10 protein-coding genes are annotated in these 13,107 nt (G+C 67.5%); all 10 read right to left on the minus strand.

Annotated features, from left to right (window positions below; genetic code table 11):
• Window positions 1-496 precede the first annotated feature (496 nt).
• Entirely contained in the window at window positions 497-1,330 is an 834-nt protein-coding gene (locus tag JL37_RS14110; protein ID WP_043544761.1) for a symmetrical bis(5'-nucleosyl)-tetraphosphatase, read from the minus strand.
• A complete protein-coding gene (gene lptG, locus JL37_RS14115) occupies window positions 1,327-2,505 on the minus strand; it encodes an LPS export ABC transporter permease LptG (RefSeq protein WP_043544763.1) in 1,179 nt (392 codons plus the stop codon). The genes JL37_RS14110 and lptG overlap by 4 nt, the downstream gene beginning before the upstream one ends.
• Before the next feature lie 68 nt (window positions 2,506-2,573).
• Window positions 2,574-3,296, minus strand: coding sequence for a monofunctional biosynthetic peptidoglycan transglycosylase (mtgA, locus tag JL37_RS14120; RefSeq protein WP_043544764.1), 723 nt, complete (start codon window positions 3,294-3,296; stop codon window positions 2,574-2,576).
• Window positions 3,297-3,300: 4 nt separating this feature from the next.
• Window positions 3,301-4,164, minus strand: coding sequence for a shikimate dehydrogenase (gene aroE / locus JL37_RS14125; RefSeq protein WP_043544765.1), 864 nt, complete (start codon window positions 4,162-4,164; stop codon window positions 3,301-3,303).
• Window positions 4,161-5,060 carry a TonB family protein gene (locus JL37_RS14130; protein WP_043544983.1) on the minus strand — a complete coding sequence of 300 codons (900 nt, stop codon included), beginning with the start codon at window positions 5,058-5,060 and terminating at the stop codon, window positions 4,161-4,163. The genes aroE and JL37_RS14130 overlap by 4 nt, the downstream gene beginning before the upstream one ends.
• Window positions 5,061-5,142: 82 nt before the next feature.
• Window positions 5,143-6,231 carry an ABC transporter ATP-binding protein gene (locus JL37_RS14135; RefSeq protein WP_043544766.1) on the minus strand — a complete coding sequence of 363 codons (1,089 nt, stop codon included), beginning with the start codon at window positions 6,229-6,231 and terminating at the stop codon, window positions 5,143-5,145.
• A complete protein-coding gene (locus JL37_RS14140) occupies window positions 6,224-8,002 on the minus strand; it encodes an iron ABC transporter permease (RefSeq protein WP_043544768.1) in 1,779 nt (592 codons plus the stop codon). The genes JL37_RS14135 and JL37_RS14140 overlap by 8 nt, the downstream gene beginning before the upstream one ends.
• Window positions 8,003-8,114: 112 nt before the next feature.
• On the minus strand, window positions 8,115-9,212 hold the full coding sequence (locus JL37_RS14145; RefSeq protein ID WP_043544769.1) for an ABC transporter substrate-binding protein: 1,098 nt from the start codon (window positions 9,210-9,212) through the stop codon (window positions 8,115-8,117).
• 105 nt (window positions 9,213-9,317) lie between these two features.
• Window positions 9,318-11,810: an extracellular solute-binding protein gene (locus JL37_RS14150; protein WP_043544770.1), complete on the minus strand. Its 2,493-nt coding sequence runs from the start codon at window positions 11,808-11,810 to the stop codon at window positions 9,318-9,320.
• Entirely contained in the window at window positions 11,797-12,468 is a 672-nt protein-coding gene (locus JL37_RS14155; protein WP_043544771.1) for a response regulator transcription factor, read from the minus strand. Before JL37_RS14155 ends, JL37_RS14150 begins: the two co-directional genes overlap by 14 nt.
• Between the last annotated feature and the right edge of the window lie 639 nt (window positions 12,469-13,107).

The raw sequence follows: 13,107 nt of genomic DNA on the forward strand, positions 1-13,107 counted from the left end.
GGCTGTTTCCCGGGTGTCAGACACCCGCTGTACTTGCGCAAGCAGGCGCCCGCCGCGCGCCACCCATCACCGCCTTCCCCCCAAAACGCAAGGCGGGCCATTAGTACTCTTCCCACGGCATTCGCGAAAGCGCAAACAGTTTCAACGTCCAAACCCGCGTATGCCATTTACGGCCGCCCGGGCGGCCGTAAATGGCGGGCCACGCAAGACCCGCCACTGACCACAGGCCTAGCAGCGCAACAAGCCAAGACACCGATAGCCCGTCGGCGTGGGAGCCAGGGGCGCGAGCAACCTCGATGCGCCCGAGGGAATCCGAAGGGAAGGCCGCAGGCCTGGGCGAGGATGACGAGGGGGGAGTCCGGCGCCAGCGCGCCGGACCGCAATCGTGGGCGCGAGCGGCCCTGGCTCCCGCGACGGCGGGCGACCCACGAAGCCCCGACCCACGAAGCCCCGACCCACGAAGCCCCAACCCACGAAGCCCCGACCCACGAAGCCCTCACTCCGACATCGGATCCTGAAACTGCGAACACTTAACCTGCACCAGCTTCCGATCCTGCAAGCGCAGCGCAGTCAGCGACCCGCCCCATACGCATCCGGTATCCAGGCAGATCACGTCCGGCCGCTGCAGCAGCCCCAGCGTCGACCAGTGGCCGAATACCGTGGTGACGTTCCGGGTTGCGCGGTTCGGCACGTCGAACCAGGGCACCAGCCCCGAAGGCCAGGCGCCCGGCGTCACCTTGGTGGCGAACTCCATGTGCCCGTTCGGCGTGCACAGGCGTATGCGCGTCAGCGCATTGATGATGACCCGCATCCGCTTGCCGCCCTTGTGGTCTTCCTTCCACGTGGCCGGCTCATTGCCGTACATTTTTTGCAGCGCCTTCTGCCAGTTCGGCCCGCGCAGCGCGTCCTGGACCTCGCCGGCCAGGGCCAGGGTCTTGGCGACGTCCCATTTGGCCAGAGTGCCGGCGTGGACCAGCAGGTGGTTCTGCTCGAAATGCGCCAGGGGCCGGAACCGCAGCCAATTAATCAGGTCGGCGGCGTCCGGCGCCCGCAGGATTTCTTCCAGCGTGTCCGATTTGGACGGCTTGCGCACGCCGGCGGCCGTGGCCAGCAGATGCAGGTCATGGTTGCCCAGCACCGAGGTGGCGCGGTCGCCCAGGTCGATGATGCGGCGCAGGGTTTCCAGCGACTGCGGGCCGCGGTTGACCAGGTCCCCCGCGAACCAGAGGCGCGATTGGGGGTCGCCGACCAGGTCGGGGTGGGACAGCAAACGATCCAGCGGCGAGCAGCAGCCCTGCACGTCGCCGATCATCCAGATACTGCCGTTCATGCGGGACTTTTGCTCCAAGGCCAACGTTGTTGGACGATTCGGGTGATGGTGTGGCGGTATTCCATGTAGCTCATGGCGCCCAGCGCCAGGATCACGGCGCCCAGGTTCGGGCCCAGCGCCGTCAGCCAGGGCGGCCACTTGCCCAGCATGCCTACGTTCAGGGCCAGCTGGTTGAGCATGAAGAAGGCCACGCCGAGCAGGATGCCCAGGAAGACCTTGGCTCCCACGCCGCCGCGGCGGGTCTGCATCAGGCCGATCGGGGCGGCGATGGTGATCATCACCAGCAGGGTGAACGGATATGCCAGTTTGCGCCACAAGGCGACGACCTGTCGACCATATTGCAGCTGGTTGTTGCGCAAATAATCCACGTAGTCGAGCAGCGTCACGATGGACATCCGCTCCGGCGTCAGCACGCGCGCCAGCAGGCGTTCAGCGCTGAGGGTGGTGTCCACCGTGCGTTCGGGCACCTTTACGACGGTGGCGGGAGGATTCTTGGGGGGGCGCGCGTCGGCCAGGGCCTCGGCCGCGTTTTCGTCCAGCCGCGTCTCGGAGACGTCCTTGAGCACCAGGTCCCCGTGCGTGAACAGGCCGGTGGGGGCGGTCGACAGGACCGACAGCGTCAGGTCCTTCTTGAATTCGTAGAGGGTCACGGCGTTTACCTGCCCGTCTCCCTTGAGCTCGCCGATGTTGATGATGCGGGTGCCGCCGTTGGCGGTGGGTTCCTTGAACCAGTATCCGCTCTTGAGGCGGTCGCCGCCGGCCTTGCCGCGGAATAGCAGATTGGCTTCGCCGGACTTCATCTCGGCCCAGGGGGTGACGTATTCGGATAGCAGCCCCGCGCCGATCATCAGCGGGATCGTCACGATCCAGAGCATGCGCAGCAGCTTCATGCCGCTCACGCCGGACACCCGCAGGATGACCAGTTCGTTGCGCTGTGCGAGCCCGGCCAGCGCCAGGATGGCGCCGATCAGCAGGCCGATGGGCAGGAGGTCGTACAGACGGGTGGGGATCGCCAGGGCCTGCATGTAGAGCAGGGCCATCATGGAGAACTTGTCACCCACGTTGTCCAGGTCGTCCACCAGCGCGAAGAACGTGAAAAGGCCCAGCAGGGCCAGGAGGACCACTGCGCAAGAGCGATAGATCTCGCGGGCCAGGTAGCGACGTGCGGTACGCATGTAGGAAAGAGGGTGCGCGTAAACCTGAAAGCTTAACAAATCCTGCCGTTCGGGTCCGGCCCCCGGGATCAGGGAATGTCGACCATCTGCATCCGCCGAGTCAGGACGCCGACCCGGGAGTTCAGGTAGCGGGAATTGCGGTGGCTGTCATAGAAGCGCGGATTGGGCAGCATGGCCGCCAGGCGCGCCGATTGGCTGGCGCCCAGGCTGGCCGCGGAGGTATTGAAATAATGCCGGGCGGCGGCCTCGGCGCCGAACACGCCCACGCCCCATTCCGCCACGTTCAGATACAGTTCCAGGATCCGCTCCTTGCTCATGACATGTTCGATCATGTAGGTCAGGACGAGTTCCTGACCCTTGCGGATGTAGCTGCGGGAGCTGGACAGGAAGAGGTTCTTGGCCAGTTGCTGGGTGATGGTGGAGCCGCCGCGCATCTTGCTGCGGCCCGCCTCCTGCTGTTTCTGGTTGTATTCCCAGGCCTTGCGGATGGCGTCCCATTCGACGCCGTCGTGCTCCGTGAAGTTGGAATCCTCGGACGCCACCACCGCGCGCTTGAGCGTGCGGTTGATCTTGTCGTAGGGCATCCATTCGTGCTTCAGCTCCAGGGCGGGGTTGCCCTCGCGCAGGCGGGAGAGCTCCTCGCGCATGATCGCGCTGCTGCCCGGATCCCGGTAGTTGTACCAGACGACCTGGGCGAACAGCCAGAATTGGTAGAGCAGGACCAGGCACACCAGCGCCATCAGCGCGCCGGTGATGATCCGGAACCAGGAGCGGCCCTTGCGCGTCGCCATGCGCTCAGCGACCCGCCGCGAGATCCTCGCGCAGCGCGGCGAGGACGGGCGCGGGATCGGGCCGCAAGCCGTGCCAGATGAAGAAGCTTTCGGCCGCCTGGCCGACCAGCATGCCCAGCCCGTCGGCGGTAAGCGCGGCGCCGTCGGCCTGGGCCTGTTTCATGAAGGCCGTGGGCTGGGCGCCGTACATCATGTCGTAGCCGGCCGCGCCGGGCGCGTACAGGCCCTGGGGCAGGTCGGGGGCGGCATCCTGCAGCCCGCTCGCCGTGGCGTTGACGACCAGATTCCAGCCGCCGGGCGTGCCGGCGTCCGCCAGCCCCCCCGCCGTGACCCGGGTCTGGGGCGACACGCCGTTGTCGCGCCAGGCATCGGCCAGTTCTTGCGCGCGGGCGGAGGTGCGGTTGACGATGTGGATGCGGGCGCAGCCCGCCTCGGCCAGCGGCTGCAGCACGCCGCGGGCCGCGCCGCCGGCTCCAACGAGCAGCACGGACGCGCCGTTCAGGCGCACGCCCAGGCGCAGCAGGTCGGAGACCAGGCCGACTCCGTCGGTATTGCAGCCGTGCCAGGCGCCATCGCGCCAGGACAGGGTGTTGACCGCTCCGGCCAGCCGGGCGCGGGACGACAGGCGGCCGGCGGCCAGCGCATAGGCGTCCAGCTTGAAGGGCACCGTGACGTTCAGCCCGAGCCCGCCCTCGGCCGCGAACGCGGCGACCGCCCCGGCGAAACCGTCCACCGGCGCCAGCAGCCGGTCATAGCGCAGCGGCTTGCCGGTCTGCTCGGAGAACATGGCGTGGATCTGAGGCGAGCGGCTATGCGCAATGGGGTTGCCGATGACGGCATATCGGGCAAGAGGGGACGCCTCGGTCATGGGGCTTGGGTTTCCAGGGTGTCGTTGACGAAATGCCACGTGCGGGTGATGACCAGCACATCGGTATCGCGCGCGATGTCGGGTGGGAAAGGGGGGAAGGGCGCGGCCAGCTGCACGATGCGGCGGGCGGCCTGGTTCAGCACGGCGTGCGGCGAGGGTTGGTCGATCTCGACGTTGGCGATGCTGCCGTCGGCGCGCACCGACACCGTGATGCGCAGCGAGCCATAGATGCGGCCCCGCGCCTCGTCCGGGTAATGCTGGGTGCCGACCGTTTCGATCCGGGTGCGCCAGGCGTCCAGGTAGGCGGCATAGCGCGAGGCTTCGGCGGACGGCGCCACGAACTGCTTGCGGGGCTCGGCGCTGTACTGCTGCACCCGGGCCGCCAGGGCGGCCACCTGGGCGCTCTGGATGACGCTGGCCTGGTCCTCGGCGTCCCGCCCGAGGTCGGCGCCGTCCGGCCAGGGGTTGACGGCCTGGCGTTCCGCGCCGGCCTTGTCCGTCGAGCGCAACTGGGTCATCAGGCGGGTCTGCTCGGCCTCGAGCTGCACCTGGCGGCGGCGCATGGCCTCCAGCACGATGGTTTCGGCCGATTCGCCGGTGCGGGGAAGCGGGGTGGTGGACAGGCCGCGCTCGGCATTGCCGCCGCCGGTCATCTGGTTCTGCGCTTGGGCGCGCGGAGTGTCCGGGGGCGTTTCGCTGCGCGCGTTGAGCAGCACGATCTCCAGGCTGGTGGCCGGCGCGCGCGCGGGCGCAGGCGCGCCGAAGCGCCACGCCAGGGCGCCGGCGTGCACCAACAGCGATATCGCGATGCCGATGCGCAGGTAGTGCTGGGCAGGCGCGCCCAGCCACAGCAGGTAACGGCTCAGCGGAGAGGAGGAATCGGCGTAGCGTTGCACGAACGCATTGTAGAGCGAGTACACGTCCGCCGGGCACGCCGGCACGGCCTGTAACAGGCCGTGCCGGCGTATCGGGGCCGGATCAGGCCTCCGTGCGGGGGAAGACCCAGACCTTGCCCGCCGGCAGCGCCAGGCGGCAGGGTCCTGGCTCGCGGCCTTCCGGCCCGTAGGCGCGCAGGGCCAGGGTATGGGCAGGGTCGGCGTCCGGCGTGCGGAACAGGTATTCCCAGCGGTCGCCCAGGTACATGCTGGTCAGGAGCGGCATGTCCAGGTGGTTGCCGTCGGGGTCGTCCGCCAGGCGCACCTGTTCCACCCGGATGACCGCGGTGGCGTCCTGGCCCTGGGCCACGCCGGCGCTGGCCTTGCCCCACAATGCCCAGCCGCGGCCCTCGAGGCGGGCGCGGCCGTCGCGCACTTCGGTCACCTTGCCGTCCAGGCGGTTGTTGCTGCCCATGAATTCGGCCGTGAACAGGGTGGAGGGCGAGCCGTACATTTCCTGCGGCGTGCCCTGCTGCTCGATCTTGCCGTTGTTCAGCAGCAGGATCCGATCCGAGATGGCCATGGCTTCGCTCTGGTCGTGCGTCACCATCAGGGCCGACAGGCCCAGGCGCATGATCAGTTCGCGCAGGAAGGCGCGGGCTTCTTCGCGCAGTTTGGCGTCCAGGTTGGACAGCGGCTCGTCCAGGAGGATGACGGGCGGGCTGTACACCAGGGCCCGTCCGATGGCCACGCGCTGCTGCTGGCCGCCGGACAGCGCGTGCGGATGGCGCTGGCCCAGCTTGCCCAGCCCCAGCTGGTCCAGCACGGCCTGCACGCGCTCGCGCACTTCGGCGCCGGGAGTCTTGCGCAGCTTGAGCGGATAGGCCACGTTTTCGAACACGGTCTTGTGCGGCCATAGCGCGTAGGACTGGAACACCAGCCCCAGGTTGCGCTCCTCGGCGGGGATTTCTTGCCTGGCCGCGCTGTCGTAGACCACGCGGTCGCCGATGGTGATGCGTCCGCGCTTGGGGCCTTCCAGGCCGGCCGCGGCGCGCAGCAGCGTGGTCTTGCCGCTGCCGGAGGGCCCCAGCAGGGAGACCACCTCGCCTTGGCGCAGCTGCATCGACACGCCCTTGAGCACCGGATTGTCGCCGTAGTCCAGGTGCAGGTCTTCTACAGAAAGCTCAATCATGAAGTTTGACTCCGAATCGCAGGGCGATGCCCAGGCCGATCACGACCAGAACGATATTGATGAAGGAAAGCGCGGCCACGATATCGATGGCGCCGGACGCCCACAGCGACACGAGCATGGATCCGATGGTCTCGGTGCCTGGCGACAGCAGGTACACGCCGGTGGAGTATTCGCGCTCGAAGATCAGGAACATCAGCAGCCAGGAGCCGATCAGGCCGTACTTGGCCAGCGGAACGGTGACGTGGCGGGTGATCTGGCCGCGGCGCGCGCCGGCGCTGCGGGCGGCCTCTTCCAGCTCGGGGCCTACCTGCAGCAGGGTCGAGGAAATCAGCCGCAGGCCGTAGGCCATCCATACCACCGTGTAGGCCAGCCACACGCTGAAGATGGTGCTGCGCAGGGCGCGCAGCCATTCGATGAAGTTCTCGCGCAGCCATTCCGCGAAGGGCAGGGCCGAGAGCCATCCGCCTTCGTCCACGTCCAGCGCGTTGTCGAGCCACATCGGCACGAACAGGAACACCCACAGGAACGCCAGGCCGGCCAGCAGGCCCGGCACCGCGCGCGGCACCAGCACGCTGTAGTCCATGAAGCGCGTCACGTTGTCGGGCTTGCGGTGCATGGCCAGGCCCACGAACATGTAGCACATCACCGCCAGGGCGCCGCCGATCACGCCGATGGCGACCGAGTTGACGATGGCGCGCAACAGGTTGGGCTGGGCGAATACGGTATGGAACGCGTCCAGCGACAGGACGTCGAACAGCGACACGCCCATGCCCCAGTTGGACACGAATGCCCGCAGCAGCACTCCCATCAGCGGCACCACGATGGTCACCAGCAGCCACAGGGCCACCACGGCGCCGGCCACCCAGCGCCATTTGCCCAGGGGCAGGGGACGCGCGCGCGAGGCCTTGCCCTTCACCGTGACGAAGCGGTTGGCGCTGCGCATCAGGCGGCGCTGCAGCATTACCAGCGGGATCGTCATGCAGATCAGCACCACGGCCACGGCGGCCATCAGGTGGTAGGAGGGGATGCCCAGCTTGTTGGTGAGCTTATAGAGGTACGTGGCCAGCACCAGGTTGCCTTCCGGGTCGCCCAGCACCAGCACCAGGCCGAACACTTCCAGGCCCAGGAAGAACAGCAGCACGGTGGCGTACAGCATGGCGGGACGCACCATCGGCAGGCTGACCGATACCATCACGCGCAGCGGCGTGGCGCCGGCCACGCGGGCGGCTTCCTCTACGTCCGAGCCCATGCTGCGCAGCGCCGACGAGATATACAGATAAGCGTGCGGCACGTGCGTCAGGCCGGCGATGATGACGATGCTGGTCAGCGAATAGACGTTCCAGGGCACGAAGCCCAGCAGGTTCTGCACCCAGGTCGAGAAAAAGCCCACGGGGCCGGCGGCCACCACGTAGCCGAAGCCCAGCACCATGGGCGATACGAACACGGGCACCAGGATCAGCGGTTCGATCCAGCGGCGGCCGGGCAGGTCAGTGCGGATCATCAGGAAGGCCAGCATGCCGCCCAACGGAATGGCGATGATGGCCAGGCCGAAGGCCAGGATGAAGCCGCTCTTCAGGGCCTTGTAGAAATCGGGGTCCGCGAAGATGAAGCGGAACGCGTCCAGGCTGAAGACCTTGGACGGCGAGAAGAATGGCGCGGAGAGAAAGCTCTGGACGATGATGAACGACAGCGGCACGTAGATGGCCAGGGCCGTGATCAGCACCACCACGCCGCGCGGCAGGGACTGCCATTTTCTGCGCAATGACTGCATGGGGAAATCCTGTGGTCTCGAATGGCGCGGGGCCGGGGGCGCCCGCGCCGGCCGGGGCGGGCGGCGCGCGCCTGGCCGGGACGCGCAGCGCGGTCCCGGGGGCCGGTGGACGTTACTTGCCCGTCGCGGCGCGCCAGTCCTTGATGAACTGCAGGCGCTTGTTCTGCTCCAGGTAGTCCAGCAGGGTTTCGTCGACGGGGATGGGTTTGAGCGAGGCGCCCAGCTTCTTGGTCATGCCGTCCACGTCGTTGTCGCCGTCGATGTCGTCGCGCACGGAGGCCAGGTCGGCCTGGTTGGCCATGATCTCCTGGCCCTTTTGCGACAGCAGGTAGTCCATCCACAGCTTGGCGGCGTTCTTGTTCTTCGCCTTCTTGCTGATGAAGGCCACGCGCGAGAGAACCAGCGCGTAGTCGGTGGGGTAGGCCACGCCCAGCGACGGGTCGGTCTTGGCGCGCGTTTCCGCGTAGGAGCCCAGGATGTTGTAGCCGATCAGGTTCTCTCCGGAGGACACGCGCTCCATCATGGTGCCCGTGGACGATTGCACGATCAGGCCGCCCGAGCCGATGCCCTTGAGCGTTTCGAAGTACTTGGGATCGTTGGCCTTGTCCTGCACGGCCAGCATGAAGCCCACGGCGGATTTCTCGATGTCGTAGGTGGTGACCTTGTTCTTGAACTTGTCCGGCTGGCTGGAAACCAGCTTGGCCAGCGCAGCGTGGGTGGTGGGCACTTCGTTGGCCGGGATCAGGCGCTTGTTGTAGATGAATACGGCCGGCTCGTACGTGGTGCCGTAGGCCGAATCCTTCCAGACGGCCCAGGCCGGCAGCTTGCCGATTTCAGGCGATTTGTATTTCAGGGCGTAGTCGGTGGCGAGCTTCAGCGCCGAGTCCATCGACGAACTCCAGACGATGTCGCCGGAACCGCCGCCCGCGGCCTGTTCGCTGATGTAGCGGTTGTAGAGCTCGGTGCTGTTCATGTCGTTGTATTCGACCTTGACGCCCGGATACAGCGCTTCGAAGCCCTTGATGATGGGGCCGGCGGCCTTGGTGTCGGTGGTCGAATAGATGACGACCTTGCCTTCCTTCTTGGCGCCGTCCAGGATCTTCTGGTAGTCGGCCGGATAACCCGCCGGCACTTGCTGCGCAAAGGCGCTGCCGGTGGCAATGGCGAATGCAGCGGCGCAGGCGGCCGCCAGTTGGGACTTGGCAAGCATGGATGTTGTCTCCGTTGGAATGGTCGGAAGCCGGATCTGGGTCCAGCCTGCGGCCATCTTAGGAGCCGGCGTCTGTCGCCGTCCTGTCATGGCGGCAGGACCGCTCTAGGGGAAATCCCTTGCCGGCGTGTCAGTCACCAGCCGGATCCAGTTCTGCACGAAGCGCGAATGGCGGCGCTGGTCCAGGCCGACCAGCAGGGCGGGGCTGAGCACCACCGGCTGCACGATGCCCTGCGACCGCGCCAGCACGGCTTCGGAGGTCCAGCGGCCGGGCGTGTCCTCCATGATGGAGCCCAGCGCGGCATGGCTCGATGCCACCTGCTGGCCGGCAGGCGATAGCAGCCAGTCCACCAGCGCGCGTCCGAGGTCCGGGTTGGGGGCGGCGCGGGCGATCAGCACCGAGCGCGCCAGTACCAGCACGTAGTCTTGCGGGAATACCACGCCGATGGAGTTGCCCGCCGCCTGGCGCGACAGCGCGTAGGAACCCAGGATGTTGTAGCCGATGTCGATGTCGTCGTTCTCGATCGCGTCCAGTATTTCGGCGCTGGTGGCGGACAGGCGCACGCCCACCTGACCCATCGCGTTGGCCAGCCCCCAGAAGTTCGACGAGACCAATTCGTCCTGCTCGGCCAGCAGATAGCCCACGCTGCTGGCCGCGATATCGTAGGTGCCGATGCGGCCGTGCAGCCTGGCGGGATCCCGTTCCAGCAGGCGCAGCAGATCCTGGCGCGAACGCGGCACCGTGGCCTCGGTAAAGCGCTTGGGGTTGTAGACGATGACGGCGGGTTCGAAGGTGAAGCCGTAGACTTCGTGGCGCCAGATCGCCCAGGAGGGCAGCTTGGCGGCATAGGGCGAGGCGTAGCTGAGCGCGTAGCCATCGTTGGCCAGGCGGATCTGCAGGTCCGATGCCGAGCTCATCAGCACGTCCACATCCTTCAGCCGGCCCTCGACGGCGGCCTCGTAGAGCTCGCGGCTGCCCATCTCGCGGTACACCACCGTCACGTCCGGCCGCTGTGCCTGGAAACCCTGGATCAGGGGAGAGACCACGGGCGTGTCCGTGGGGCCGGCGATGGTCAGGACGCGGGAGGAAGGCTGTGGCGCCGGATAGCGCGTGACGATCTCTGCGGTGTCGCCGGCGCGCACGCCGGCGGGCGCCGCGGCCAGCAGCAGGCCGGCGACGAACAGCGCGCCCAGGCCGGTGGCGGCCGCGCGCCAGGGAGCCGAGCGCGCCAGGGGCAGGATGATGCGGGCCGTGAGACCGCCGCCCGGGCGGTCCTGCAGCCAGAGCGAGCCGCCATGCGCGGACGCCACCGAGCGCACGATGGCCAGCCCCAGGCCGGAACCGGGCTGCGCGTCGCCGGCCCGGCCGCGCACGAAGCGCTGCTGTACCGCGTCTTTTTCATCGTCCGCGACGCCGGGCCCGCGGTCCGATACGGTAAGCGCCACTCGGTAGCCCGCCACGGGCGTCGCCTGGATGTCCACCGGACCTTCCGGCGCATAGCGCAGGGCATTGTCCACCAGGTTGCGCAGCATCTCGCGCAAGGCGACGCGGTCGCCGGCGATGCGGGCCCGGCGGACGTCGGGGGCGATCTCGATGCGCAGCCGCCGCGCTTCCAGCGGGCCGATGCGGCGCCGCGTTTCGTTGATGGTCTCAGCCACGCCCACCAGCGTGCGGGCGCCCTTGCCGAGGCGGTGGGTGATGGTGGCGTCCATCAACAGCTGGTTGATGAGCTGGCTGGCGTGCGTGGCGTTCTGGTGGATGCGCTCCAGCCGCGCATGCAGGCGCTGCGGATCGGTTTCGTCCAGGGCCACCTCGGCCTGGGCGCGCAGCGACGCCAGCGGGGTGCGCACCTGGTGCGCCGCATCGGCCACCAGCGTGTTGAGCGTGTCCATGATGCCCGACAGGCGCTGCATGAAGGCGTTCAGCGCTTCGACCAGGCGCTTCACCTCGCGTGGCACCGGCGTCACGAGGGGCGCCAGGTCGTCGGGCGCGCGGCTGCGCAATTCCCGCTCCACCACCCCCAGCGGCGCGAAGGCGCGCTGCACGCCGAACCACAGCAGGCCCAGCGCGACCAGCGACACCACGACCAGCGGCAGCACGCTGCGCCCGAGGATCTCGTCGGCCAGCGCCGCGCGCGAACCCAGCGTCTCGGCCACCCGCACGGTGACCCATCCCGCATGCTGGCTGGCGGACACCAGCCGCCCGACGGTGGCCACGCGCACGGGCTCGTCGTGATAGTTCAGGTAGGCGAACACCGGCGTGGCGGATTGCGCCAGCGGCAGGCCGGGCGCCAGGTCGTCGTAACCGGTGATCAGCCGGCCGTTGGAGGCGCGGGCTTCGTAGAAAACGCGCTCGCCGCCCGACAGCATGGCCAGCGAGGACACGGGCGGCTCCACGGTCACGTTGTTGTCTTCGATCTGCACCGAACCGGCAATGGTGAGCGCCGAGGCGGCCAGCAGCCGGTCGAAGGCCTGCTCCGCCGCGCGCTGCGCGTAGCCGCGCAGGAAGAACACCAAACCGATCAGCGCGCAGGCCAGCAGCAGCACGCCCAGCGCAAAGACGCGGCGGCGGATGGAGAAACTTTCAGGGATGTTCATGGTTGCGGGCCAGGTAGCCGACGCCGCGCACGGTGACGATATCGATCGAGGCGCCGGCCAGCTTTTTGCGCAGCCGCGATATCAGCAGCTCCAGCGCATTGAGGGAGCCGTCGTCCAGGTCGAAAAGCTGGTTCATCAGGCGTTCCTTGGCGACGGTCTGGCCCAGTTTGCCCACCAGGATCTCCAGCAGGCGGAACTCGCGCCGGCCGAGCTCGAGCGGCGCGCCCGCCAGGCTGACGTGGCGGTTGGCCAGGTCCAGGCTGAGGTTGCCGTAGACGGTGACGCTGCTGGTCTGGCCGGCCGGGCGGCGCATCAGCGCCCGTAGCCGGGCCTCGAGTTCGCGCAGATCGAAGGGCTTGACGAGATAATCGTCCGCGCCCAGGTCCAGCATGTCGATCTTGTCTTCGATTTCGGAACGCGCGGTCATGACCAGGACAGGGGCTTCCAGCCCGGCGGCGCGCAGCTCGCGGATGACCGTGAAGCCATCCTTGCCCGGCAGGTTGATGTCCAGGACGAGGGCATCCCAGGTTTCGTCCAGGCCCCACTGCATCGCCGCCAGCCCGTCGCGCACCCATTGCACGCTGTGGCCGGCCGAGCGCAGCTTGCTTTCCACGGCATCGCCAAGATCGAGATTGTCCTCGACCAGCAGAATGCGCATGTCGCTCCTCCATGTCGTTGTGGTTTTTGGAGGGAGTTTAAGGGGTTCCAGGTGGGGGTGGGCGGCTTGAGCGTTTTTGGCGGGGGGGGTGTTGACGATGGCGGTTGAGTTCTTGAGGCGCCCGGGTCAACGATTGCGGTCCGGAGCCTGCGCTCCGGACTGGCCTCGGCGGGGCCCCCCGTCGTCATCTTCGTTATCGCCTGTGGCGGTTCCTTCAGATTCCATCGGGCTTATCGACTCCTGGAGAAGAGGCGCTTGCCCCGATTGGTGTCAGACACCCCGTTGCATTGCTTCAAGCTTGCAACGTCTTGCCGTAGGGGTGTCAGACACGGTGCAACGAAGTCCGCCGTGGTGATCCGTGTCTGACACCCGTACGAGATAACGCCACGGCTTGAAGAGCTGTTTCCCGGGTGTCAGACACCTCCTGGAGAAGAGGCGCTTGCCCCGATTGGTGTCAGACACCCCGCTGCATTGCTTCAAGCTTGCAACGTCTTGCCGTAGGGGTGTCAGACACGATACAACGAAGTCCGCCGTGGTGATCCGTGTCTGACACCCGTACGAGATAACGCCAAGGCTTGAAGAGCTGTTTCCCGGGTGTCAGACACCTCGATTGAAGAGGCTCCTACCCCGATTGGTGTC

This window comes from Achromobacter sp. RTa (assembly GCF_000757485.1).
GTDB lineage: Bacteria > Pseudomonadota > Gammaproteobacteria > Burkholderiales > Burkholderiaceae_B > Achromobacter.

What these genes read in the sequence shown, in the direction of transcription:
- JL37_RS14110 (WP_043544761.1), bottom strand. Translation starts at nt 1,330, where the DNA reads ATGAACGGCAGTATCTGGATGATCGGCGACGTGCAGGGCTGCTGCTCG.
- lptG (WP_043544763.1), bottom strand. Translation starts at nt 2,505, where the DNA reads ATGCGTACCGCACGTCGCTACCTGGCCCGCGAGATCTATCGCTCTTGC.
- mtgA (WP_043544764.1), bottom strand. Translation starts at nt 3,296, where the DNA reads ATGGCGACGCGCAAGGGCCGCTCCTGGTTCCGGATCATCACCGGCGCG.
- aroE (WP_043544765.1), bottom strand. Translation starts at nt 4,164, where the DNA reads ATGACCGAGGCGTCCCCTCTTGCCCGATATGCCGTCATCGGCAACCCC.
- JL37_RS14135 (WP_043544766.1), bottom strand. Translation starts at nt 6,231, where the DNA reads ATGATTGAGCTTTCTGTAGAAGACCTGCACCTGGACTACGGCGACAAT.
- JL37_RS14140 (WP_043544768.1), bottom strand. Translation starts at nt 8,002, where the DNA reads ATGCAGTCATTGCGCAGAAAATGGCAGTCCCTGCCGCGCGGCGTGGTG.
- JL37_RS14145 (WP_043544769.1), bottom strand. Translation starts at nt 9,212, where the DNA reads ATGCTTGCCAAGTCCCAACTGGCGGCCGCCTGCGCCGCTGCATTCGCC.
- JL37_RS14150 (WP_043544770.1), bottom strand. Translation starts at nt 11,810, where the DNA reads ATGAACATCCCTGAAAGTTTCTCCATCCGCCGCCGCGTCTTTGCGCTG.
- JL37_RS14155 (WP_043544771.1), bottom strand. Translation starts at nt 12,468, where the DNA reads ATGCGCATTCTGCTGGTCGAGGACAATCTCGATCTTGGCGATGCCGTG.